22 protein-coding genes and 1 tRNA gene are annotated in these 21,859 nt (G+C 63.6%); 13 read left to right on the top strand and 10 right to left on the bottom strand.

The features are described 5' to 3' along the window. The 5 genes from rplU to ACIQUF_RS10935 all read left to right on the top strand — a co-directional run bounded on the left by rplU (position 1) and on the right by ACIQUF_RS10935 (position 3,690). Positions 1-315: a 50S ribosomal protein L21 gene (rplU, locus tag ACIQUF_RS10955; RefSeq protein ID WP_008092021.1), complete on the top strand. Its 315-nt coding sequence runs from the start codon at positions 1-3 to the stop codon at positions 313-315. 38 nt (positions 316-353) lie between these two features. Beyond that, on the top strand, positions 354-611 hold the full coding sequence (gene rpmA, locus ACIQUF_RS10950) for a 50S ribosomal protein L27 (RefSeq protein WP_008092023.1): 258 nt from the start codon (positions 354-356) through the stop codon (positions 609-611). Between the two features lie 188 nt (positions 612-799). Then, positions 800-2,026, top strand: coding sequence for an Obg family GTPase CgtA (gene cgtA, locus ACIQUF_RS10945; RefSeq protein WP_403131297.1), 1,227 nt, complete (start codon positions 800-802; stop codon positions 2,024-2,026). 87 nt (positions 2,027-2,113) lie between these two features. Beyond that, positions 2,114-3,232 carry a glutamate 5-kinase gene (proB, locus tag ACIQUF_RS10940; RefSeq protein ID WP_403131296.1) on the top strand — a complete coding sequence of 373 codons (1,119 nt, stop codon included), beginning with the start codon at positions 2,114-2,116 and terminating at the stop codon, positions 3,230-3,232. Then, positions 3,229-3,690, top strand: coding sequence for a CreA family protein (locus ACIQUF_RS10935; protein WP_403131295.1), 462 nt, complete (start codon positions 3,229-3,231; stop codon positions 3,688-3,690). Before proB ends, ACIQUF_RS10935 begins: the two co-directional genes overlap by 4 nt. 37 nt (positions 3,691-3,727) lie before the next feature. Here the strand turns inward: ACIQUF_RS10935 and mksF are convergent, their stop codons facing one another. The 3 genes from mksF to mksB are packed head-to-tail and all read right to left on the bottom strand — an operon-like array spanning position 3,728 to position 8,530. Beyond that, the gene (gene mksF / locus ACIQUF_RS10930) at positions 3,728-6,559 is read right to left on the bottom strand and encodes an Mks condensin complex protein MksF (RefSeq protein ID WP_403131294.1); all 2,832 of its coding nucleotides are present in this window, start codon (positions 6,557-6,559) and stop codon (positions 3,728-3,730) included. Continuing rightward, positions 6,556-7,263, bottom strand: coding sequence for an Mks condensin complex protein MksE (gene mksE, locus ACIQUF_RS10925; RefSeq protein ID WP_400797896.1), 708 nt, complete (start codon positions 7,261-7,263; stop codon positions 6,556-6,558). The genes mksF and mksE overlap by 4 nt, the downstream gene beginning before the upstream one ends. Beyond that, a complete protein-coding gene (gene mksB, locus ACIQUF_RS10920; protein ID WP_400797893.1) occupies positions 7,253-8,530 on the bottom strand; it encodes an Mks condensin complex protein MksB in 1,278 nt (425 codons plus the stop codon). The genes mksE and mksB overlap by 11 nt, the downstream gene beginning before the upstream one ends. Positions 8,531-8,734: 204 nt before the next feature. Between mksB and ACIQUF_RS10915 the strand changes: the two genes are divergently transcribed. Continuing rightward, positions 8,735-9,523 carry an energy transducer TonB gene (locus ACIQUF_RS10915; protein ID WP_403131293.1) on the top strand — a complete coding sequence of 263 codons (789 nt, stop codon included), beginning with the start codon at positions 8,735-8,737 and terminating at the stop codon, positions 9,521-9,523. Then, entirely contained in the window at positions 9,520-9,975 is a 456-nt protein-coding gene (rimI, locus tag ACIQUF_RS10910) for a ribosomal protein S18-alanine N-acetyltransferase (protein ID WP_110996186.1), read from the top strand. Before ACIQUF_RS10915 ends, rimI begins: the two co-directional genes overlap by 4 nt. 31 nt (positions 9,976-10,006) lie before the next feature. Here the strand turns inward: rimI and ACIQUF_RS10905 are convergent, their stop codons facing one another. Next, positions 10,007-10,696: an NYN domain-containing protein gene (locus ACIQUF_RS10905; protein WP_403131290.1), complete on the bottom strand. Its 690-nt coding sequence runs from the start codon at positions 10,694-10,696 to the stop codon at positions 10,007-10,009. A 253-nt stretch (positions 10,697-10,949) separates the two neighbouring features. Further along, the gene (locus tag ACIQUF_RS10900) at positions 10,950-12,095 is read right to left on the bottom strand and encodes a hypothetical protein (RefSeq protein ID WP_403131288.1); all 1,146 of its coding nucleotides are present in this window, start codon (positions 12,093-12,095) and stop codon (positions 10,950-10,952) included. Between the two features lie 68 nt (positions 12,096-12,163). On the opposite strand from ACIQUF_RS10900, the gene ACIQUF_RS10895 reads away from it, so the two are divergent. Continuing rightward, on the top strand, positions 12,164-12,745 hold the full coding sequence (locus ACIQUF_RS10895) for a D-Ala-D-Ala carboxypeptidase family metallohydrolase (protein ID WP_403131287.1): 582 nt from the start codon (positions 12,164-12,166) through the stop codon (positions 12,743-12,745). Here ACIQUF_RS10895 and ACIQUF_RS10890 read toward each other — a convergent pair. After that, positions 12,685-13,599, bottom strand: a complete 915-nt coding sequence (locus ACIQUF_RS10890) for a LysR substrate-binding domain-containing protein (protein ID WP_403131285.1) — start codon at positions 13,597-13,599, stop codon at positions 12,685-12,687. The genes ACIQUF_RS10895 and ACIQUF_RS10890 overlap by 61 nt on opposite strands. A gap of 119 nt (positions 13,600-13,718) precedes the next feature. Here ACIQUF_RS10890 and ACIQUF_RS10885 point away from each other — a divergent pair, with 119 nt between their 5' ends. Next, on the top strand, positions 13,719-14,330 hold the full coding sequence (locus ACIQUF_RS10885; protein ID WP_403131284.1) for a LysE family translocator: 612 nt from the start codon (positions 13,719-13,721) through the stop codon (positions 14,328-14,330). A gap of 55 nt (positions 14,331-14,385) precedes the next feature. Here ACIQUF_RS10885 and ACIQUF_RS10880 read toward each other — a convergent pair. Beyond that, positions 14,386-14,462 (bottom strand) — tRNA-Met (locus ACIQUF_RS10880). 95 nt (positions 14,463-14,557) lie between these two features. Then, positions 14,558-15,490, bottom strand: a complete 933-nt coding sequence (locus ACIQUF_RS10875) for a FecR family protein (RefSeq protein ID WP_403131283.1) — start codon at positions 15,488-15,490, stop codon at positions 14,558-14,560. A 177-nt stretch (positions 15,491-15,667) separates the two neighbouring features. On the opposite strand from ACIQUF_RS10875, the gene ACIQUF_RS10870 reads away from it, so the two are divergent. Both ACIQUF_RS10870 and ACIQUF_RS10865 read left to right on the top strand, forming a co-directional pair. After that, positions 15,668-16,879 carry an MFS transporter gene (locus tag ACIQUF_RS10870; RefSeq protein WP_403131282.1) on the top strand — a complete coding sequence of 404 codons (1,212 nt, stop codon included), beginning with the start codon at positions 15,668-15,670 and terminating at the stop codon, positions 16,877-16,879. Positions 16,880-17,208: 329 nt separating this feature from the next. Further along, positions 17,209-18,369, top strand: coding sequence for an MFS transporter (locus ACIQUF_RS10865; RefSeq protein WP_403131281.1), 1,161 nt, complete (start codon positions 17,209-17,211; stop codon positions 18,367-18,369). 6 nt (positions 18,370-18,375) lie between these two features. Here ACIQUF_RS10865 and ACIQUF_RS10860 read toward each other — a convergent pair whose 3' ends face one another. Further along, entirely contained in the window at positions 18,376-19,332 is a 957-nt protein-coding gene (locus ACIQUF_RS10860; protein ID WP_403131280.1) for a FecR domain-containing protein, read from the bottom strand. After that, positions 19,319-19,834, bottom strand: coding sequence for a sigma-70 family RNA polymerase sigma factor (locus ACIQUF_RS10855; protein ID WP_403131278.1), 516 nt, complete (start codon positions 19,832-19,834; stop codon positions 19,319-19,321). Before ACIQUF_RS10855 ends, ACIQUF_RS10860 begins: the two co-directional genes overlap by 14 nt. Before the next feature lie 174 nt (positions 19,835-20,008). On the opposite strand from ACIQUF_RS10855, the gene ACIQUF_RS10850 reads away from it, so the two are divergent. Next, complete coding sequence (locus ACIQUF_RS10850) at positions 20,009-20,635, top strand: DNA-3-methyladenine glycosylase family protein (protein WP_403131277.1); 627 nt, start codon at positions 20,009-20,011, stop codon at positions 20,633-20,635. A gap of 132 nt (positions 20,636-20,767) precedes the next feature. Further along, entirely contained in the window at positions 20,768-21,817 is a 1,050-nt protein-coding gene (gene ada, locus ACIQUF_RS10845; protein ID WP_403131275.1) for a bifunctional DNA-binding transcriptional regulator/O6-methylguanine-DNA methyltransferase Ada, read from the top strand. Positions 21,818-21,859 lie beyond the last annotated feature (42 nt).

The raw sequence follows: 21,859 nt of genomic DNA, 5'->3' as shown, positions 1-21,859 counted from the left end.
ATGTCTTACGCAGTAATCGTTACCGGCGGCAAGCAGTACAAAGTCGCTGAAGGTGAATTCCTCAAGATCGAAAAACTGGAAATCGCCACTGGCGAATCCGTGACCTTCGATCGCGTTCTGCTGGTTGCCAACGGTGAAGAAGTCACCATCGGCGCTCCAGTCGTCGCTGGTGCTAAAGTTGTTGCCGAAGTCGTTTCGCAAGGCCGTCACGACAAAGTACGCATCATCAAGTTCCGTCGCCGTAAGCACCACATGAAGCGTATGGGCCACCGCCAGTGGTTCACCGAGATCAAAATCACCGGCATCCAGGCTTAATCCCCTAGATCCCCTGAATTTATTTGGAGAATTGAACCATGGCTCACAAGAAGGCTGGTGGTAGTACCCGTAACGGTCGCGACTCAGAATCGAAACGCCTTGGCGTGAAGATGTATGGCAGCCAGGTCGTCAAGGCCGGCAACATCATCGTCCGTCAGCGCGGCACCCAGTTCCACGCCGGCTACGGCGTTGGCATGGGCAAGGATCACACCCTGTTCGCCAAGATCGAAGGCGTGATCAAGTTCGAGAAGAAAGGCGAGTTCAACCGCCGTTACGTGAGCATCGTCGCCGCTTAATCGCGACGTCGCTCCAGAAGCCCCGTCATGCGACGGGGCTTTTTCGTTTGTGGTGAGCCTCTTGCAAAGCTGTTTGTATGGGCTGCCGGCGTGGGTTTCTTCGGTCGTACGGGGCCGCCGCGCTCATTTTTGCAAGAGCCTCAGGTTTTTCAGGTATTCAACTCGCCGGAAGGCGAGAGGCGGTTTAAATGAAGTTTGTTGACGAAGTATCGATTCGGGTCAAGGCCGGTGACGGCGGTAACGGTTGCATGAGCTTCCGCCGCGAGAAATTCATCGAGAACGGCGGCCCCAACGGCGGTGACGGTGGCGATGGCGGTTCGGTGTACATGGTCGCCGACGAAAACCTCAACACCCTGGTCGACTACCGCTACACCCGTCACCACGAAGCCCAGCGTGGCTCCAACGGCGGCAGCACCGATTGCACCGGCAAGAAAGGTGAAGACCTGTTCCTGCGCGTGCCGGTCGGCACCACGGTGATCGATGCTTCCACCCAGGAAGTGATCGGCGACCTGGTTACCCCTGGCCAGAAGCTGATGGTCGCCCAAGGCGGCTGGCACGGCCTGGGCAACACCCGTTTCAAGTCCAGCACCAACCGCGCGCCGCGCCAGACCACCCCAGGCAAGCCGGGTGATCAGCGCGACCTGAAGATGGAGCTGAAGGTACTGGCCGACGTTGGCCTGCTGGGCCTGCCGAACGCCGGCAAGAGCACCTTCATCCGTGCGGTATCGGCTGCCAAGCCGAAAGTCGCCGACTACCCGTTCACCACCCTGGTGCCGAACCTGGGCGTGGTCAGCGTCGACCGCTGGAAGAGCTTCGTCGTCGCCGACATCCCCGGCCTGATCGAAGGCGCCTCCGACGGTGCCGGCCTGGGTATCCGCTTCCTCAAGCACTTGGCGCGTACCCGCGTGCTGCTGCACCTGGTCGACCTGGCGCCGCTGGACGAAAGCAGCCCGGCCGATGCCGCCGAAGTGATCGTCAACGAGCTGACTCGCTTCAGCCCGGCGCTGACCGACCGTGAGCGCTGGCTGGTGCTGAACAAGTCGGACATGCTGATGGAAGACGAGCGCGACGAGCGGGTCAAGGAAGTGGTCGAGCGCCTGCAGTGGGAAGGCCCGGTCTACGTGATCTCGGCCATCTCCAAGCAGGGCACCGAGCAGCTCAGCCACGACCTGATGCGCTACATCGAAGACCGCGCCGACCGCCTGGCCAACGACCCGGCTTACGCCCAGGAGCTGGCCGAACTCGACCAGCGCATCGAAGATGAAGCCCGTGCCCAGCTGCAGGCCCTGGACGACGCGCGCACCCTGCGCCGCACCGGCGTCAAGAGCGTGCACGACATCGGCGACGATGACGGCTGGGACGATGATTTCGAGGACGACGAAGACGGCCCGGAAATCATTTACGTGCGCGACTGACCGGTTGCAGTACACTAAACGCCGCTCTCTGGAGCGGCGTTTTTGTATCTAATGTATCTACGGATTCGACATAGGTTGGAAGAGAAGATGCGAAGCAAGGTGACTGGCGCCAAGCGCTGGGTCGTGAAGATCGGCAGTGCGCTGCTCACGGCGGATGGCAAGGGCCTGGACCGCGGCGCCATGGCCGTGTGGGTCGAGCAGATGGTCGCGCTGCGTGAAGCGGGCGTGGAGTTGGTGCTGGTGTCCTCCGGGGCCGTGGCCGCTGGCATGAGCCAGCTGGGCTGGGCCACCCGACCGAGCGCGATGAACGAGCTGCAGGCCGCCGCCGCGCTCGGCCAGATGCGCCTAGTGCAGGCCTGGGAGTCGAGCTTCGGCGAGCACGGCAAGCACACTGCGCAAATCCTTCTGACCCACGACGACCTGTCCGACCGCAAGCGTTACCTCAATGCTCGCAGCACCCTGCGCACTCTGGTCGACCTGGGTGTGGTGCCGGTGATCAACGAAAACGACACCGTGGTCACCGACGAGATCCGCTTCGGCGACAACGACACGCTGGCCGCGCTGGTGGCCAACCTGGTCGAAGCTGACCTGCTGGTGATCCTCACCGACCGCGACGGCATGTTCGACGCCGACCCACGCAACAACCCCGAAGCGCAGCTGATTTATGAAGCCCGTGCCGACGACTCGTCGCTCGACGCCGTGGCCGGCGGTACCGGCGGTGCCCTGGGCCGTGGCGGTATGCAGACCAAGCTGCGCGCCGCGCGCCTGGCGGCCCGTTCCGGTGCCCACACGATCATCATCGGTGGCCGCATCGAGCGCGTGCTGGACCGCCTGAAAGCGGGCGAGCGCCTGGGTACCTTGCTGTCGCCTGAGCGCGGCATGCTGGCGGCGCGCAAGCAATGGCTGGCGGGCCACCTGCAGACCCGTGGCACCCTGGTGCTCGATGCCGGTGCCGTGCAGGCCCTGCGCCAAGCCAACAAGAGCCTGCTGCCGGTTGGCGTCAAGACCGTACAGGGCAGCTTCCGTCGCGGGGAAATGGTGGTGTGCGTCGGCCCGGACGGTATCGAAGTGGCCCGTGGCCTGGCCAACTACAGTGCGCTGGAGTCTCAGAAGATCATCGGCCAGCCGTCCGATGCCATCGAGTCCATCCTCGGTTACAGCGCCGAGCCGGAGCTGGTACACCGCGACAACCTGGTGCTGGTATGAGGATGCTCAAGGGGGTAATTGCCGCCGCAGCCTTGGCCATGCCGATGCTGGCCGGGGCCGAGGAAATCGGCCAGGTGTCCACCGTGTTCAAGTTCGTCGGGCCGAATGACCGCATCGTGGTCGAGGCCTTTGACGACCCCAAGGTGGAAGGGGTGACCTGCTACCTGTCGCGCGCCAAGACGGGTGGGGTGAAGGGTGGGCTGGGTTTAGCCGAGGACCGTGCTGAGGCGTCGATTGCCTGCCGGCAGGTTGGGCCGATCAACTTCAAGAGTGAGTTGAAGGACGGCGAGGAAGTGTTCAAGGAACGCACCTCGCTGGTGTTCAAGACCATGCAGGTGGTGCGCTTCCTGGACAAGAAGCGCAATACGCTGGTGTACCTGGTGTACAGCGACCGCATGATCGAAGGTAGTCCGCAGAATGCGGTGACGGCGATTCCGATTCTGCCTTGGAGTCAGTGACGCCGCGAATGGGCCGCAAAGCGGCCCCATACCACTATCAGGCCAACTCCTCAGCCTGATCCTCCCGCACAATCGCCTTCTCCACATCCCGCCGGCTGATGTACTTCCAGTCCGCCTCGTCGATGTAGATGCCATTCGGCCCGCTGCCGCCTTCCAGGTCAATCGCCACATGCGCCGACACCTGCGGCTTCACGCTCGCCAGAATCGGCACGAAGCCCAGCTGCAGGCTGGTCTCCAGCAGCGCCGCCTGGTTGCGTTCGTCGATGTCCGCCGCTTCGTCGAGGTAGTACGGCAGGCGAATGCGCCCGGCCAGGTCGCGGTCCATCAGGTGCAGCAACAAGTACATGTTGGTCAGCGCCTTGATGGTCATGGTGGTGCCGTTGGAGGCCGCGCCGTCGATGTCGGCGTGGATCACTGGCTGGCTGTTGATCTTGGTGATCTCGAAGGCCAGTTCGAACAAGTCTTTCAAGCCCAGCTGGTTGTGGTTGGCGGCCACCAGCCGTGCCAGGTATTCCTTGGCCTCTTCGTTCTTGTGATCCTGCTCCGAACTCTGCGTCAGGTCGAACACCGACAGGGTTTCGCCTTCCTCGTACTGGCCGGCGCTGTGGATGATCTGGTCGATGTGCTTGAGCGCTTCCTTGTTCGGCGCCAGCACCACGCGGAAGCTCTCCAGGTTGGACACCTGGCGCTTGTTGATCTCGCGGTTGAACAGGGCCAGCTGGTGCTCAAGGCTGTCGTAGTCGCTGCGGATGTTGCGCAAGGTACGGGCGATGTCGGTGACCGCGGCGCGGCGCGCCTTGGCCAGGGTCAGGGCCTCGTCGGTGCGGTGCGCGTAGGCGTTCACCAGCAGCTGCAGGCGGCGCTCCATGTCGTCTTCGCTGTCGAACTTGGCCACGCCCTTGAGGCGCACCTGGGCGTACAGCGCCTCGATCTGGTTGTCGACGCGCTGCAGGCCCTGCCAGCTGTCCTGGTAGTCGTTGAGCAGCGGCAGCAGGTTGTCCATGGAGTCGTCCACCGCTTCCATGAACGGCGTGCCGAACGGCAAGTCTGCTGGCAGCAGCTGGCGGCGGCGCAGGGCGTCTTCCAGGGTACGCTGCTTGGATTCCAGGTCACCGAGCTGGCGGCCGACCAGCTGCAGCTTGGCCGACAGCTGCTGGACGCGCTCGGTGAAGGCATCGCTGGAGCGCTTGAGTTCGTCCTGGGCGGCTTCCAGTTGCGCCAGCTGCTCCAGCTTCTCGGGCTCTTCGGCGGCCAGGGTTTCGCTGCGGCGGTAGTCTTCCAGGGCCTTCTGCGCGTCGAGTACCTGCTGGTACAGCGCTTCGGTCTGGGCCTTGGAGGCGGTGCGGTCAGCGGCCACCGATTGCTGGGTCTTGAGCTGCTTGAGCTCGCGTTCCAGGCGGTCTTTCTGATCGCGCAGGGCGGCGCGGTCGGCCAGGGCCTGCAGCGCCGGTGGGTCGATGTGCGAGAGGTCGATGGAAATACCCGGTGCCTCGAAGCGCTCGCCCTTGAAGCCGTCGAGCACCGCTTCCAGCGATTTCACCCATAGGTCGCTGTCGTCTAGCTCGATGCCACGGTCGCCCAGCGGCAGGCTGAACAGCGCACCGTTGAACAGGCGCATCAGGCGGTCGACGTCGGCCTGCGAGAACTCTTCGCGCAGGCGGGCATAGCTGTTGTTGTCGGCGTGGTCGAGCTGCTGCTTGACCTGTTTCACGCGCTTTTCCAGGTCGCGCACGCGTTCGTCGAGGTCTTCGGCGGAGAACTGCCGCGACTGCGCCAGGGCGCCGGCCAGTTCGTCGTGGGCGTCCTTGGCCGCCAGCAGCTGTTGTTCGAGGACTTTGACGTCATCGACCAGGGCGAAGCGGTGCTTGAGCACCGACAGCTCGCCGAGCCAGCGCTGGATGCCGGTGATTTCACGCTCCAGGCGCATCAGCTCCTGGGTGCCGCCGCGCTGGTCGTTCTGCAGGCGGTCCTGCTCGCCGCGGAAGTGCTCGGCCTGGATCACCAGCTCTTCCTTGCGCGCCATGGCGTATTCCTGCCAGGTACCCAGCAGGTTGTCGAGCAGCGGCGAAAGGCGGTGCAGCTTGCCGCGCAGGATGTCGCGCTGGGCCACGCCGCCGGCCAGGGCCTCGACCAGCGGGCCGGCAGCGACCAGGGCGTTGTAGTCCTGCTCCATGCGGCGCACGTCGCGGAAGGCTTCTTCGCAGGCGGCGATGTAGTCGACGCTGCCCGAGCGCAGGCTGTGCTCGAAGGCATCGAGGAACAGCTGCTTGAGCTTGGCGGCGGTGATTTCGCGCATGTGCAGCAGGTTGATGAACAGTGCGCGGAAGGTCTTCAGGCTCTGCTCGCTGGTCGAACGCAGCGGGATCAGGGTCAGGTCCAGCGGCACCGAGGTGTGGCCGCCGACCAGCAGCCGGCGCAGTTCGTCCGGCTTGAGTTCATAGGCCTTCAGGCCCAGGCGCTCAAGGTTGGTGAACAGCTCTTTCTGGCGCAGGCAGGTGTCGTTCTTCTGGTAGTGGGCCAGGTCCAGCTCACCTTTGTAGGCGAAGAACTGGTGACCGAAACCGCCGCCCGGGCCACGGCCGACCACACCGATCACGTGCGGACCGTGGGGCAGGTTCAGCTCGCAGAGGATGTACGAAGTATCGCTGGCGAAGTAGAAGCGGCGCGACTGCTCCAGGCTGTACTTGCCGAAGCTCATGTCAGACATGCGAGCCAGGATCGGGAACTGCAGGGCGTTGATCGAGGCGGACTTGCCCAGGTTGTTCGCGCCGTAGACCGACAGCGGGTGCTCCAGGGGGAACAGGCCGAGGCTGTAGCCGGCGGTGTTGAGCAGTGCGAAGCGGCTGATGCCGTAGCGTTCCTGGCTCATGCGTCAATCTCCTGTTGCTCTTCGCGGATGGCCCGGGCCAGGGCTTCTTCTTCGCTTTCGTCGGCCTCGAATGGAGCCAGGTCAAGTGGGTCGTCGGTGCGCGCCAGTTCTTCGGCGCTTTCTTCCTCGACCAATACCGGCGTGGGCAGCGGTAGGTCGCTGTGCAGGGTGGCGGCCAGGTCGCGGTCCTGCTGCACCGACAGGCACACGTCGAGGAAACGGTGCATCGGCGGCAGGAAGCGGTAGATGCCGCCTTCTTCATGGGCGAAGCCGAGCTGGGTCATGCGGCGCATGATCTTTTCTTCCAGCTCGTCGACAGTCTGCACTTCGGCCTGCAGGAACAGATCGCGGTATTTGTCGAGCAGCGATGGCAGCTCGTCGCGGCCGATGCTGCCGCCGTCGAGCACGGCCATCGGGTCGCGGCCCTGGTCGGCCAGGTGCTCGACCAGGATGAAGGTGAACAGCGACAGGCGCTGGGCGGTCTTGTTGACCTGCGCGGCGGCCTGATCGGGGACGAAGTAGTAGAAGCCGCGGGTATCGCACACCAGCTCGAAGCCCAGGGCCTTGAACAGGGTGCGGTACTGGTCCTGGAAGTTCGACAGCTGGGCGTACAGCTCCGGGTCGCGGCGGCTGACGTGAAACCCTTTGAACAGCTCGCGGAAGATCGGCGCGAGCTGGGACAGTTCGGAAAGATCAAGATGCATGGGCTGGGCTCGCGTTGTTTTCAGGTGGCGCTTCGCGGCTGGAGGTCAGGGCGAACGAGCGCAGGCTGACCAGGTGTTCCTGGGTGGTGTATTCGCGGCGGTCGAGGCGTTCGCGCTTGAAGCGCTTTTCCCGTGACAGGCGCGAGAACCAGTACAGCAGCTCGTCGGTGGCGCCTTCGGGCTCTTGCTCCAGCAGCCAGACCATCAGGTCGGGCAGCGGCAGGGCGTTTTCACAGCGTTCGAGCATTTCCTTGACCGTGCGCGGTGCACGCGGCAGCACGCCGCTCTGGGTCTTGTGCGCCTTGGGGAACTTGGCCGGTTTCGGTTCGAAGCGGGCGAGGGCGTAGACGTAGGCCTCGACCTGGCTGGCGCTGCCGAGGAAGGTGCTCTGCGGGCGGGTGAACAGCGGCATGGCGGCGTGCGGCACGGCGTCGATGCCTTTGCGGCGGATCACCGACAGGGCCAGCGCGGCGCCACGGGTCACGGCATTGTGCCGACGGGCTTCTTCACGCAGCGGCAGCAGCAGCTCGCGGGCGTGGCGCAGGGTCAGCTGGGCGCTGGTCTGCATTTCCAGGATGCGCGCGTGGGTACGCAGCAGCATGTCGTCGTCGACCAGGTGGCCGAGGCGCGCCTGTTCACCGAGCAGTTTCAGCAGCACGGTCTCGACCTTGCGCACGCCCTGTTCGAAGGCGCCGTCGGCGTTGACCAGCTGGATCATCGGCTCGACGTATTCGTCCCAGGTCGCCAGTACTTCGGCATAGCGCTGGCGCAATGGGATCTGGCGGTTGCTGGTCTTGGCCCGTTCGGCCACGGCCACCAGCGCCTGTTCGTCGTTGTCGAGCTTCTTGAGCACGTCGCGCACGCGCATGTCGAGCAGGCGCAGCTGGCGCGCCAGGTCGTCGCTGTCGCGGTTGTCGAAGGCATCCTGGATGTGCCCGGCAAGGCGCTCCAGGTGGCGCAGGTAGGCCTCGATCTCCAGGCACAGGCCCAGGCGGTGCTCGCGGCGCAGGTAGGCGAGGAAGTCGTGGATCTGGGCGTTGAGCTCGAAACGGTTCGGGCTCTTGGCCACCGGCACCAGGATATCCAGGCGGATCCACACGTCGAGCAGCTGGGTGATGTCCTGCGGCGTGCTTTCCACTTGCTGGCGGCCCAGTTGCTGGCGCAGTTCCACCAGGCTCAGGGTGCCCTGGTCGAAACGCTCGCACAGCGGCTCGATCAGGGCCCAGTGTTCGGCTAGGGCGCGCAGGACGCGCTTGGGTTCGATCATTGGCGTCTACTCGTTGCCAAGTAAAAAGGGGGCGATTGTACTGCATCCGGAGGGGAGGATTTCACCCCTTGTCTGTAATGAGGTGAATCCCCCGTGGTGGCAGGTGGTTGTCTTGGCGGGTGCGGCGCTCGGTCTCAAGGCCTCTGCAAACCCTACGCGTACACGTTACAATCCCCCACTGACCCTCCCCCGGATATCCGTGCCTTGCTGACCGAGTCCCGCCGCCGCGCCTACCTTTCCGCCATGCAAGTGGTGCATTGGCTGCCGCGCGCCGAACTGCCGTTCGCCGCCCCGTCGCGTCCCGAGCTGCTGTTGCCGCAGGTGCCGGTCGAGGACGCAGCGTTCGAGGTCAGGCCAACCGCTCCGGCCGCCAACGATGCACCGGCCGCACCGCAGGCGCGTTCCGGCGAGCGGCCGAAAATCGAGATCCCGCGCCCGAGCAGCGTGGCCAAGCCTGCCGCCAAGCCGGTCGAGGCCGATGAACAGCCCCCCGCGCCGCGCCCGACGCTGGTGCCGCCGCCGCGCTTCTCCCTGCAACTGCTGCGTGCCGGCAGCTGCCTGCTGCTGGTCGAGCTGGCCACCGGCCAACCGTTTCAGAGCCGCGACCCGTCCTACCTGCTGCTCAAGGACATGCTGCGCGCCGCCGGCTTGCCCGATGCGCCGCAGATCGTCGGTGAGCCCGTGCGCTGGCCGCTGCTGGTGCGCGGCAACATGGACCAGGGGCCGGAGGCCGCGCGTGATTTTCTCCAGGGCTTCATCCAGGCCCGGTTGGAGGAAACACCCTGCACAGTGCTGTGGCTGATTGGCTTGCCGGCCCTGCGCCATGCCGCCAATGTCGATGACACAGCCTATTACCAAGTCCTCAAGCTCGACGGCCTGGGCGATGCCTGGGCCTTGCCGGGCCTTGAACTGTTGATGGACGAGCCGCAGCGCAAAGCGGACGTCTGGCAAGCGATGCGCCAGCTGATGGCGCGCTGGAAAACCGTTGAATGAGTGAATCGATCAGTTTCCGCCCGATGACCGAGGCGGATCTGGATGCCGTGCTGAAGATCGAATATGCCGCGTTCAGCCATCCTTGGACCCGCGGGATTTTCCAGGATGCGCTCAAATCCTACGAAGTGTGGTTGATGTTCGATGGCCAGCAGCAGGTGGGCCATGGCGTGATCAACGTGATCATCGATGAGGCGCACTTGCTGAACATCACCGTGAAGCCTGAGAGCCAGGGGCGGGGGATGGGCTTGCGGTTGCTCGAACACCTGATGGCGCGGGCGTATCAGCTCAATGGGCGGGAGTGTTTCCTGGAGGTCAGGGCGAGCAACCAGTCGGCGTACCGATTGTATGAGCGGTATGGCTTTAACGAGATTGGCCGTAGACGGGATTATTACCCGGTAGCGGGTGGGCGCGAGGATGCGCTGGTGATGGCTTGTACGTTGCTCGAAGATTGATGGTCTACCGTGTCTGGCATTGAGTAATTTGCTACCAATATGCGGGTTTGATTGCCGGTCTTTTCAGGGTGGGTACCCGATCTGGGAATTGGTGTGAGGCAAGCTCCACGGTTGTCACCAGGTGGCGCATCCAGTGTGAATGATTTTTGAGTGAGCCGGGTGCAGTTCGCTTCATGCCCTCGCGGTGCGGCAGGATCACGCCCAATCGCAGTTCTGGGAAATCCTCTCTGATGGCCCTTAGGGCTGGAGTCATATCGGTATCTGCAGAAACTAGAACTATCTGTTCTATTCGCTCTTCTGCGGGGATCGTGCATTGCTGCGCGGCGAGCCGGTACATGCTGATGGCAATCAGAACGTCCGTTTCCTTTTCTTCGAGCTTCCAGATGGCCACTTTGTCGAGCCGCGAGGGTGGCGTTTCTTTATCGATGAATCGTGGAGCACTACGAGGCTCCAGCTGATGGCGTCCGTAATGAACAACAACCCCTCTTGCTATCAGAGCGCGAAGGTAGGTGTCTTGAGCTTCTTTCGAAATGCTTCCCCGGCTCGCTAAAGACGGTTTTACGCCGGCGGTAAAAAAGCTGATGGCTTTGATTTCGCTTTCCGGTTGTTCAACCTTGATGATATGGCCGAGTAAAGCAGGCAGGTCGAGCCATTTGAAGCCTGTGCCTGCCACCAGCCCGTAGAACACGTTGTATCCGTAGATGAAGCAGGCTGTACGCAAAATTTTATTGCCCTGAAAACGAAAAAACCGGCGCTAGGCCGGTTTTTTCACCCCAACAGCCAACGAACTGAATCGTCGCGTACGGGGCTGAGTAGTGAAATTGATTATGCCACCAGGATTGGGGCAGTCAACAGGCATCTCCGGTTCAGATACTCGCTGGTAGCTAATGATGACTCAATACGGAGCGGGCGTGGGTCAAGGCGTATGGAGAAGTGTGTTGCTCCACGTTGCCCTCGACATTGCCTGAAACATCTCACTCGGTTTCGACTGGCTTGCGCAAATCCCTCAGGCTCCTCGTCACAACCCCGCTATTACACTTCGCCGCCGCCTGCTCCGGCGTGTACTTGCGCACCGTGCGGAAGAACAGCTCGCAGGTCTGCTTCTTCTGTGTCACCTGCCACTTGGTCGAGCACGCATCGAGCGTCAGATTGGCATCGGCCTGCTGATTGCGCCCCATCCCAGCCTGCCAGCACGCCGCCGTCAAATCCTGCCCCATCATCTTCAGCCCCGCTGCGTCGGCCTTGTCCTGATCGCCGTCGTAGTTGCTCTTGTCCGCCGCATACCAGATCGCGCTCGGGTGGTTGGCCCCCAGCACAGGCACCTTGGCGCCCGCCTGCGGGCTGATGCTTACCAGGCCCAGCACACCGACCTTAGGCCCATATTGCTGCTCGATCCAGCTGCGCACTGGAGCACCGAAGGCAACCATTGGCAGGGGCTGGGTGATGTTCTGCAGGGTCATCTCCTTGACCATGCGCACCTGGTAGTCCTTGAAGTAGCTGTAAGTCTCTTTCAGCGTTTCGCCCGCACTGGCCGGAGCGGCAATCGGGGCGATGTCGATGATGGTCTGGTAGGCCGGGGTGTCGCCGGCTGCTACACCGTTGTAGGTCAGCAGCTCGGCCCAGCGGTCGGTGGTGTTGCTGCGCAGGTAGTCTTGCGCCTGGGTCAGCGAATAGTCGGGCGGAAAGTGCAGCAGCTCGATGCTGCGGCGGTTCTGCAGGGCCATGCCCAGCGGCAGGAACAGGTACCAGTCGTAGGACCATTTGCCGTCCTTGTTCAGCTGGGTGGCGCCCTGGTAAGCCAGATCGCCGCTGTCGAGCAGCTTGCGCAGCGGCTCGGCATAGTTGGCGGGGACGTCGCTGATGGTTGCGTGTAGCCGGTCAGCGTCGCGGCTGACGTGCACCTGGGCATTGGCGTGGCCGTCGCGGCGTACGCTCTGGGTCAGGTAATGTTCGACGGTCTGCTCCAGCGTCCAGTCGCGATAGCAGATCACGTGACAGTTGTTGGGGAAGGCGAACAGGCGGGTGACGCGCTGGGCGTCGCCCAGGTCAATCCGGGCATCGGCGGCGACTACGCCGGTGAAGGCGAGGGCGGCCAGGCTCGATAGGGCTATCTTGTGCATGCTTAACTCCTTGTCAGCAGAACCGCCAGGGTTGGCGGGCGTGCTCATACTGGAGCGGGGGAGCGGGAATGAGAAGTGTCAAAGGCTGCTTGATGGCGGTGGCGTTGATCGCAGGCGCGGCGCAGGCCGATGAGCGTGACCTGTGGATGTTCGCGCAATGGGCGGGAGATCATCAGACCCGGCCCTTCCGCGAGATGCTGGTGGATGCTCGCCTGTATGGTGTGGTGCCGATTTATCAGCTGCTGCGCTCGGCGTCCGACTGGCGGCTGTGCAAGGCGTCACCCTTCGCCGTGCCGCCGTCCAGAAACTGGCCCAACGTGCGCTCCACGCTAGCGTTGATCAAGACGCTGGGTGATCAAGGCATTCTGCGCCAGTTCGAAGTCGTATCGGCCTACCGCGATCCGAGCCTCAACCGCTGCGCCGGTGGTGCTGCGGACAGTGCCCATACCCGTGCCTTCGCAGTCGATATCCTGCTGCCGGCCTGGGCCGATCCCAACCCGCTGTGCCGCTTCTGGCAGCAGCACGGTCAGGCCTGGAACATGGGCCTGGGGCGTTATCCGACAGGCCGTATCCATCTCGACACAGCGGGCTATCGCACCTGGGGTGGTGATGGCAGTGCCGGTTCGTCGTTCTGTATCAAGCCCAGCTGAGCGAGGCAGGCCTGGCTTTCGCCAATGACCCATTCGGCAAAGCGCTGGCGCTTGCCGCCGTCGTCCAGCGGTTGGGGGCTTAGCAGGTGATAGGCGGAGCCGTCGCGCAAGAAGCCGAGCGGAGCGTGCAGCTGTCCGCTGTCGAGCTCGTCGCGCACCATCAGCGCCGAAGCGATGGCCAAACCAAGGCCGGCGCTGGCTGCCTGCAGTGACAGGTAAAAGTGTTCGTAGTCGCTGCGCTGGCTGTGTCGCGCCTTGCGGCCACTCAGGCGTAACCACGCCGGCCAGGCGTCTGGTCGGGTGCCGCTGTGCAGCAGGCGCTGGCCATTGAGGTCAGTGCTGGCGTCGCGGCTGACCGGGCCGATCCACTCGTCGCAGACCTTCAGGCTGTGCAATGCGGGCGGCCAGTGGAAGTCATCGCGGCGTAGCGCCAGGTCGACACCGCTGCGGGCGAAGTCCAGCGGCCCGCCAGCGGCCACCAGATGCAGTTGCAGGTCTGGGTGGGCGGTGTGAAAGCGAGGCAGGCGAGGGATCAGCCAGCGCATGGCGATGGTCGGTTCGCAGGAAAGCACCAGCACGTTATCCCGCTCTTGCTGCTGCAGGCGCTGCACCGCACCTTCGAGTTGCTCGAAGATGGCTTGGGTGGTGCCTTGCAGGGCGCGGCCGGCTGGGGTGAGGAAGATCGCTCGGTTGCGCCGCTCGAACAGCTCGATGCCCAGGTGTTCTTCCAACAAGCGCACTTGGCGGCTGACGGCGCCGTGGGTGACATGCAGGCGCTCGGCGGCGCGCACGAAGCTTTCAGTTTCGGCGGCGATGTCGAAATAGCGAAAGGCGGTGAGGGGTGGCAGCTTCATAGGCTTTTATGTGAGGAAAACTAGCGGATTCGCCTCACTATAAATCGATTTTTCGCTTTCTGTATGGCCTCGATAATCAGCGCATCCGTGCATTTACATCGCCTATCGAGGATCCACCCGTGACCGAACTGTCCGCCGTTGCTCTATTCACTCTCCTGGCAGTCATCAGCCCAGGCGCCGACTTCGCCATGGTCACCCGCAGCAGCTATGCACTGGGTCGCAGGGCGGGGCTGGCTGCAGCGGCAGGTATCGCCTTGGGCGTGCAGGTGCATGTGCTGTACACGGTGTTGGGGGTTGCGGTGATCATCAGCCACAGCCCGGCGCTGTTCCTGGCGATGAAGGTGCTGGGGGCGGGTTACCTGATCTACCTGGGTTATCAGTCGTTGACCAACACCACCCGCTTGAGCCTTGAGGGAAAGGTCTCTAGCAAGAGCCTGGTGGCCGCGCTGCGCACAGGTTTCATGACCAACGCATTGAACCCCAAGACCATGCTTTTTGTAGTCAGCGCTTACACGCAGGTGGTCCAGCCAGGTACGCCATTGGTCCTGGATTTCGCCTATGGGGCATTCATGTCGTTTGCCCACTGGGGCTGGTTCAGCCTGGTGGCGGTGTTCTTTTCCAGTGCGGGGTTGCGCAAGGCAATGATCGAGCGGCAGGTGGTGGTCGATCGGGTGATCGGTGTGGCGCTGATCGGCCTGGGGCTGGCAGTGGGGGTGGCGGGTGTGCGCTGAACTTTTCTGCAGGCAAAAGAAAAGGGCTTACCTTGCGGTAAGCCCTTTTCAAGTTTGGTGGCTACACAGGGACTTGAACCCCGGACCCCAGCATTATGAATGCTATGCTCTAACCAACTGAGCTATGTAGCCGATGGCGCGCATTATTCGCTTGTGAGGCCCCTGTGTCAACACTCATTTCAAAAAAAATTTGCACGCTTTCAAAAACTTAGCCGCCCAGCCCGGTTTTATTGGACGATCAGCCACTGCCCGAGCACGTCGTGCAGCTGCAAGTGCTGTGCGCTAGCCAGCGCGTCGAGGGTTTCGCCGGGGCGATCGAGGTTGAAGTCACCGCTCACACGCCGATACGCCGTCTGTTCGTCCATCAGCCATACGCGACGGCCCTGATAACTGGCCAGGCGTTCGATGACCTGGCCCAACGGCATGTTGCTGGCGCGAAGCTGGCCGCTGCGCCAGGCATCGGCGGTTTTCACGTCAACTTTTTCCACGGGGTTGATTCGCGCATCGGTAAAGGTCACCCGTTCGCCGGCCGAAACCATGCGCTGGTCGCCGCCCTGCAGGATCATCGCCTTGCCGTTGAGCACCACTAATTCGTCATGGTCGACATGGCGCGCGACCATCAGGCGTGTACCGAAGACCTGAATACGCGCATCGTCCACCTGCACTTCCATTGCGCGACCGTCGAGCATCACTTCCAGATACACCTGCCCCTGCACCAAGTGCAGCAGGCGTGTGCGCCCACGCAGGTCGACGTTCATCGCGCTGGCGCTGTCCAGGTGCAGGGTGGAACCGTCTGCCAGGCGCAGGCTGCGTCGCTCGCCAGCATCGGTGTGCAGCTCGCTGGCAAGGCGTTGCATCAAAGGCCAATACAAATACGCCAGCAGCGCCAGCGCTGACAGGAATAGCAGCGCCAGCACCTTGCCCAGGTGGCCGCGCTTGGTGCTGAACTCACGTGGCCGAGGCCGGGCAGGTGGCACTTGCAGTTGCTGCCAGCAGGCTTCGAGCTCGGCATAGGCGTGCGCGTTGAGTGGGGCCTGGCACCACCGGGCGAACGCCTGGCGTTCGCGCTCATCGCAGCCGGGATGGCGCAGACGGGAGAACCATTCCAGTGCTTCCTGCTCAGGGTCGGGCTGGAGTTGCGTGGCGGGCATCGGGCTCATGGGGAGTGCTCGCGAAAGGGCTGTTTCGCCCAACGATTACGGGGAAATAGGTCAGAGGATGCTAAATATATTGAGAACCATTTACAAGTACGCAGTGACAAAGGGATAAAAAGGTAGCTATGTATCCATTTGTTTCCTGATAATCGGATCCCAAACCTGCGGACGGAACTCAAGCCCATGGCCATCAGCAGCACCTCCAGCGTCAGCAGCGATTCGGCAAACCAAGCCAATCCGCTGGTGATGCGCATCATCACTTTTTGCGCGCTGGCGCATCTGATCAACGACCTGATTCAGTCGGTGCTGCCGGCGATCTACCCGATGCTCAAGGCCAATTACGACCTGAGCTTCGCCCAGATCGGCATGATCACCCTGACCTTCCAGATCACGGCCTCGCTGCTGCAGCCTTGGGTTGGCTTCTTCACCGACCGTCGACCGACGCCGAATCTGCTGCCGCTCGGTACCCTGTGCACGCTGGTGGGGATCGTCATGCTGGCCTTCGTCGGCAGCTTCCCGATGATTTTGCTGGCCTCGGCGCTGGTGGGTATCGGTTCGTCGACCTTCCATCCGGAAACGTCGCGGATCGCACGGCTGGCTTCGGGCGGGCGTTTCGGCTTGGCGCAGTCGACCTTCCAGGTCGGCGGCAATACAGGCTCCGCCTTCGGCCCGTTGCTGGCGGCCGCCATCGTCATCCCATTCGGCCAGACCCACGTTGCCTGGTTCGGTGTGGCCGGGCTGCTGTTCTTCGCCGTGACCTTGATGCTGCGTCGCTGGTACACCGAGCACCTCAACCAAGCCAAGGCGCGCAAGTCGGTGCAGGCCACCCACGGCATCTCGCGCAAGCGGGTGATCGCGGCGCTGATCGTGCTGGGCCTGCTGGTGTTCTCCAAGTACTTCTACATGGCCAGCTTCACCAGTTACTTCACCTTCTACCTGATCGAGAAATTCGACCTGTCGGTGGCCAGCTCGCAGTTGCACCTGTTCCTGTTCCTGGGTGCCGTGGCGGCGGGTACCTTCTTCGGCGGGCCGATCGGTGACCGTATTGGGCGCAAGGCGGTGATCTGGTTCTCGATCCTCGGGGTGGCGCCGTTCACCCTGGCGCTGCCGTACGCCGACCTGTTCTGGACCACCGTACTGAGCGTCGTGATCGGCTTTATTCTGGCCTCGGCGTTCTCGGCGATTGTGGTCTACGCCCAGGAGCTGGTGCCGGGTAGTGTGGGCATGATCGCCGGGATCTTCTTCGGCCTGATGTTCGGCTTTGGCGGTATTGGCGCGGCGCTGCTGGGGTATCTGGCGGACTTGCGCGGCATCGAGTACGTGTACGGGCTGTGTTCGTTCCTGCCTTTGTTCGGCTTGTTGGCGGTGTTTCTGCCAAATACCGGTAAGCGCTGAGACCGATGGGGCCGCACAGCGGCCCCCGGCAATTGACGACTCAACCTGGCTTGGCCTAGAGTGCCGCCTCTTTTCAACCACCTGCGTAGTAGCCAAAGCAATGCGCCGTACCCAGTCCCTCCCACACGCTCGCCAGCCTGCCCTTCAGGCCATGCGTCGTGCGTGGCCGAGCGACACGGTGCTCAAGCGTCGCCGCAGCGTGCTTTTTGCCTTTACCTTCTCGCCACACCTCGTTCTGAACTGACCTGCGCCCCTGTGTCGTTCGCCTTCCCGGCGTGCGCGTGGGCGCCCGTATCTGCGCGTCTTTTTCAGTTTGCTGGGAGTGGTACATGAACATGCGTTTGCTGGCGGGCCTTCTGTTCGCCGTGTCGGTGGTCGGCTTCAGTTTGGGGGCCAGCCTGCCGCTGGTGTCGTTGCGCTTGCACGAGGCCGGCGCCGGCACCTTGCAGATCGGCATCATCTCGGCCATCCCCGCCGCGGGCATGATGCTCTCGGCATTCATGGTCGATGCCTGCTGTCGGCACCTGACCCGGCGCACCATCTACCTGCTGTGCTTCAGCCTGTGCGCCGTCAGCATCGCTTTTCTGGAGTGGGCGTTCGACTCGATCTGGCTGCTGGCCGTGCTGCGCCTGGGCCTGGGGATCGGCATGGGCATCGCGATCATCCTGGGCGAGTCATGGGTCAACGAACTGTGCCCCGACCACAACCGCGGCAAGATCATGGCGCTGTACGCCACCAGCTTCACCGGCTTCCAGGTGCTGGGCCCGGCGATGCTCGCTGTGGTAGGTGCCAACAGCCCGTGGATCACCGGCGTGGTGACAATCTGTTATGGCCTGGCGCTGCTGTGCATTCTGCTCACGGTGCCCAACGACCACGTGGAGCACGGTGACGAGGGCGAGAAGAGCTTCGGCCTGGCCGGCTTCTTCCGCGTCGCGCCGGCACTGTGCGTCGCGGTGCTGTTCTTCTCGTTCTTCGATGCGGTGGTGCTGTCGCTGCTGCCGGTGTACGCCACCAGTCATGGCTTTGCCGTGGGCGTGGCGGCGCTGATGGTGACCGTGGTGTTTGCCGGCGACATGGTCTTCCAGCTGCCGCTGGGCTGGCTGGCCGACCGGGTCGAGCGCACCGGGCTGCACCTGGTGTGCGGGCTGGTGGCGATGGCGATCGGCATCGCCTTGCCGTGGCTGTTGCAGATGACCTGGCTGCTGTGGCCGCTGCTGGTGGTATTGGGTGCAGTGGCCGGGGGCATCTATACCCTGGCGCTGGTGCTGATCGGGCAGCGCTTCAAGGGCCAGGATCTGGTTACCGCCAATGCCAGCGTCGGCTTGCTGTGGGGTGTCGGCAGCTTGGTCGGGCCGCTGGTCAGCGGTGCGGCGATGGACGTGGCGCCCCATGGCTTGCCGATGGCGCTGGCGATCATGGCTGGCCTGTTCGTGTGCTTTGCCCGCCAGTCGTACCGGCGGGTGGGGAAGTTGCGGGCGGTGGCGGACTAGCCTTTATCAGGCAGCGCCGACGCTGACCCAGTAGCGCGTGCGGTAGTCGATACGCACCGGCAGGCTGCGGGCGAGCAATCGCAGAATTTGTTCGGTGTCGCCCAGCTGGTAGGTGCCAGACACTTTCAGCTTGGCCACCTCAGGTGCGCAGCGCAGCAACCCCGGGCGATAGCGGGCGAGTTCCGTGCAGAACTCGCCGAGCGGCATCTGCTGCACGCTGAGCACGCCGTCTGTCCAGCCCCACGGGTCGCCCTGCAGCGTCGCGAGTTGATAGCTGCCACCGGGTGACACCTGCAGCACCTCGCCCGCGTGAACCAGGCGCGGTGCAGTGGAGGCGGGGAACAGGGTGACTTCGCCGGCGCGCACGGCCAGCAGCAGGCCCTGATCATTTTCACGCAGCAGCAGTTGGCCGTCTTGGGTGCCGAGGGCCCCGACACGGGTGTTGATATGGAAGGGTCGGTTGTCGTCGGGGTTGCTGGCCAGGCTGACTTCGCCGCGCAGCAGGGTCAGTTCGCGTTGGTCGGCGCTGTAGTGCAGGTCGATGGCGCTGGCCGTGTTGAGCTGGATCTGGCTGCCATCGCTGCCCTGCAGCTGGCGGCGCTCGCCCGTGTCGGTGCTGCTGTCGGCGATCAGCGCCGGCAGGCCAAGAGGATCGCGCGCGGCCCAGCCAAGGCTGCCGCCCACCGCCAACACCGCCAACAGCTTGAGGTGGTCACGACGGCTGACGCGCTGACGCTGGCTGCCATCGAGGGTGCGCCGGCTCAGCTCGTTGGGTAATCCGGCCAGTTCGTCGCTGAGGTTGCTGACCCGTTGCCAGGCCTGGGCATTGTGCGGGTGGCGGGCCAGCCACTGCTGGAATTGCTGTTCGGTTGCCGGATTTGGGCTGTCGAAGCGCAGTTTCACCAGCCACTCGATGGCCTGGTCGACCTGGGCTTGCGCGGGGGCGCGATCAGAGTTCGGCATAGCGCAACCGGTAGCAGATGCCCAGGGCCTTGGCCAAGTCGCGTTCGACAGTGGCGCGTGACACGTCGAGGCGCAGGGCGATCTGCGGGAGGCTCAGGCCATCGAGCTGAGCCAGCAGGAACGCCTGGCGGGCGCGTGGTTTGAGCTGATGCAGGGCGCGGTCGAGGCGTTCCAGGGTATCGAGAATGACCAGGCGATGTTCTTCGCTCGGCACGTCGCCTTCGGGCAGGTGCGCCAGGCTTTCCTGATAGGCGCGCTCCAGGGTGCGGCGGCGGAACTGGTCGATCATCAGGCCACGGGCGATGCTGCTCAAGTAGGCGCGCGGTTCTTTCAGCGGTGAAACCTGGCGCGCCCGCAGCACGCGCACGAAGGTGTCCTGGGCCAGGTCGGCGGCGTGTTCCTGGCAGCCTACCCGGCAGCGCAGCCAACCACGAAGCCAGGCGTGATGGGACTGATAGAGCAGGGCGACCTCGGCCGGTTTGAACGTGTCGTTGATCTGCATCGTAGCGAAGGCCTGACCCCAGGGAACGTGAGTGATTGTGAATAGTTCTCAATTCTATGCGGGGAGGGCGTCGCGGGGCAATGGTATGCCAGGAATTAGCCGCGCAAGATTCGGCGTTTCCCCGATGGGAGGCTGGGTTAAGCTGAACCTGCACTGACCCCATTGGAGCACTGGATGATCCTCGCCGACCTCTCGCCTGGCGCCTACCGCGAGGCCACCGATTACCTGGCCGCGCTGGACCCTGACTGGGCGCGGCATATCGCCGCTATCGGGCCTTGCCTGCATTGCGCGACGCCGGGGCGTGAGCCTTATGAGACGTTGGTACGGGCGATCGCGTATCAGCAGCTGCATGCGCGTGCGGCCGAGGCGATTCTTGGGCGATTGCTGGCGTTGTTTCCTGGCGACGGGTTTCCTGCACCGCAGCAGTTGTTGGCGCTGGCGCCGGAAACGATGCGGGCGTGTGGCTTTTCGGCGAGCAAGCTGGCCACTGTTCAGGGGATTGCCCAGGCTGCCCTGGACGGCGCGGTGCCTGGCCGCGAAGAGGCGTTGTGCATGACTGACGATGCCTTGATCGAGCGCCTGGTTGCCTTGCGTGGCGTGGGGCGCTGGACGGTGGAAATGCTGCTGATCTACAGCCTGGAGCGCTCGGATATCCTGCCTGTGGACGATTTTGGCGTGCGTGAAGGGTATCGTCGGCTCAAAGGGCTGGAGAAGGCGCCGACACCGGCGCAGATGCGGTCGTTGGGTGGCGGCTGGAGCCCGCATCGGACGGTGGCGGCCTGGTACCTGTGGCGGGCCTGATGATTCTTCAATGGCTGTACTGGCCCTTTCGCGGCTGAAGCCGCTCCCACGGGTTAGGCACTGTACCCGTGGGAGCGGCTTCAGCCGCGAAAGGGCCGGCACAGGCAAACCAACCCATATAGGCACACCCCGATGAACGCGTACACCACCAACGATCAACGCTGGCAAGCCGTACAGACCCGCGATAGTAATGCCGCCGGTCACTTCATCTACGCCGTACGCACCACCGGCATCTACTGCCAGCCCGGCTGCAAATCGCGCATGGCCAAGCGCGAAAACGTCGAATTCTTCACCGACGCCGCCGCTGCCGAAACTGCCGGCTATCGCCCGTGCCTGCGCTGCCAGGTCAAGACCACGCCCAAGCGCCGCTCGGACCTGGTAGCCCGGGCCTGTCGCCTGCTCGAAACCTATGACACCGCTCCCAGTCTCGACCAGCTCGGCGCGCAGTTGGCCGTCAGCCCGTTCCACCTGCACCGCCTGTTCAAGGCCGAAACCGGCCTCACCCCCAAGGCCTACGCCACCGCCTTCCGCGCCCAGCGCCTGCGTGAAAGCCTGAGTGGGCAATCTTCTGTAACCGACGCCATCTTCGAGGCCGGCTACAACTCCAACAGCCGTTTCTACGAAAGCGCCGACCAACGGCTGGGCATGCGCCCACGCGAATACCGCAACGGTGGCGCAGGGGCGGCCATCCATTTCGCCGTGGGTCAGTGCTCACTGGGGGCGATTCTGGTGGCACAGAGTATTAAAGGTATCTGCGCGATTCTGCTGGGCAACGACCCTCAAGCACTGCTCGAACAATTGCAGGACCAATTCCCCAAGGCCCAACTGATCGGCGGCGATGCCGACTACGAGCGCGTGGTCGCCGAAGTCGTGGGTTTTGTCGAAGCCCCCGCTTTAGGCCTGGACCTTCCCCTGGACGTGCAGGGCACCGCGTTTCAGGAGCGCGTCTGGCAAGCGCTGCGCGAGGTGCCGGTGGGCAGCCGCGTGAGCTACACCGAGATCGCCGAGCGCATCGGCGCGCCCAAAGCGGTGCGCGCCGTGGCCAAGGCCTGCGCGGCCAACCGCATTGCCGTGGCCATCCCCTGCCACCGGGTGGTGCGCCGTGACGGTGACGTCAGTGGCTACCGTTGGGGCGTGGAACGCAAGCGGCAACTATTGGCGCGAGAAACGGCACTCTCCTGATTGCAATAAGCCGCGTAGAATCCTCCGCCAAATCGAGTTGTA

It is taken from the genome of Pseudomonas sp. NPDC090233 (assembly GCF_044772285.1).
Lineage (GTDB): Bacteria > Pseudomonadota > Gammaproteobacteria > Pseudomonadales > Pseudomonadaceae > Aquipseudomonas.
This window is presented reverse-complemented; position numbering and strand designations above follow the sequence as displayed.

Excerpts from the sequence above, each read along its gene's own strand:
- proB (WP_403131296.1), top strand. The coding sequence starts at position 2,114 with ATGCGAAGCAAGGTGACTGGCGCCAAGCGCTGGGTCGTGAAGATCGGC.
- ACIQUF_RS10865 (WP_403131281.1), top strand. The coding sequence starts at position 17,209 with ATGAACATGCGTTTGCTGGCGGGCCTTCTGTTCGCCGTGTCGGTGGTC.
- ACIQUF_RS10890 (WP_403131285.1), bottom strand. The coding sequence starts at position 13,599 with ATGAAGCTGCCACCCCTCACCGCCTTTCGCTATTTCGACATCGCCGCC.
- ACIQUF_RS10870 (WP_403131282.1), top strand. The coding sequence starts at position 15,668 with ATGGCCATCAGCAGCACCTCCAGCGTCAGCAGCGATTCGGCAAACCAA.
- rplU (WP_008092021.1), top strand. The coding sequence starts at position 1 with ATGTCTTACGCAGTAATCGTTACCGGCGGCAAGCAGTACAAAGTCGCT.
- cgtA (WP_403131297.1), top strand. The coding sequence starts at position 800 with ATGAAGTTTGTTGACGAAGTATCGATTCGGGTCAAGGCCGGTGACGGC.
- ACIQUF_RS10875 (WP_403131283.1), bottom strand. The coding sequence starts at position 15,490 with ATGAGCCCGATGCCCGCCACGCAACTCCAGCCCGACCCTGAGCAGGAA.
- mksE (WP_400797896.1), bottom strand. The coding sequence starts at position 7,263 with ATGCATCTTGATCTTTCCGAACTGTCCCAGCTCGCGCCGATCTTCCGC.
- mksF (WP_403131294.1), bottom strand. The coding sequence starts at position 6,559 with ATGAGCCAGGAACGCTACGGCATCAGCCGCTTCGCACTGCTCAACACC.
- ada (WP_403131275.1), top strand. The coding sequence starts at position 20,768 with ATGAACGCGTACACCACCAACGATCAACGCTGGCAAGCCGTACAGACC.
- ACIQUF_RS10850 (WP_403131277.1), top strand. The coding sequence starts at position 20,009 with ATGATCCTCGCCGACCTCTCGCCTGGCGCCTACCGCGAGGCCACCGAT.
- ACIQUF_RS10935 (WP_403131295.1), top strand. The coding sequence starts at position 3,229 with ATGAGGATGCTCAAGGGGGTAATTGCCGCCGCAGCCTTGGCCATGCCG.
- ACIQUF_RS10855 (WP_403131278.1), bottom strand. The coding sequence starts at position 19,834 with ATGCAGATCAACGACACGTTCAAACCGGCCGAGGTCGCCCTGCTCTAT.
- ACIQUF_RS10895 (WP_403131287.1), top strand. The coding sequence starts at position 12,164 with ATGAGAAGTGTCAAAGGCTGCTTGATGGCGGTGGCGTTGATCGCAGGC.
- mksB (WP_400797893.1), bottom strand. The coding sequence starts at position 8,530 with ATGATCGAACCCAAGCGCGTCCTGCGCGCCCTAGCCGAACACTGGGCC.
- rimI (WP_110996186.1), top strand. The coding sequence starts at position 9,520 with ATGAGTGAATCGATCAGTTTCCGCCCGATGACCGAGGCGGATCTGGAT.
- rpmA (WP_008092023.1), top strand. The coding sequence starts at position 354 with ATGGCTCACAAGAAGGCTGGTGGTAGTACCCGTAACGGTCGCGACTCA.
- ACIQUF_RS10860 (WP_403131280.1), bottom strand. The coding sequence starts at position 19,332 with ATGCCGAACTCTGATCGCGCCCCCGCGCAAGCCCAGGTCGACCAGGCC.
- ACIQUF_RS10900 (WP_403131288.1), bottom strand. The coding sequence starts at position 12,095 with ATGCACAAGATAGCCCTATCGAGCCTGGCCGCCCTCGCCTTCACCGGC.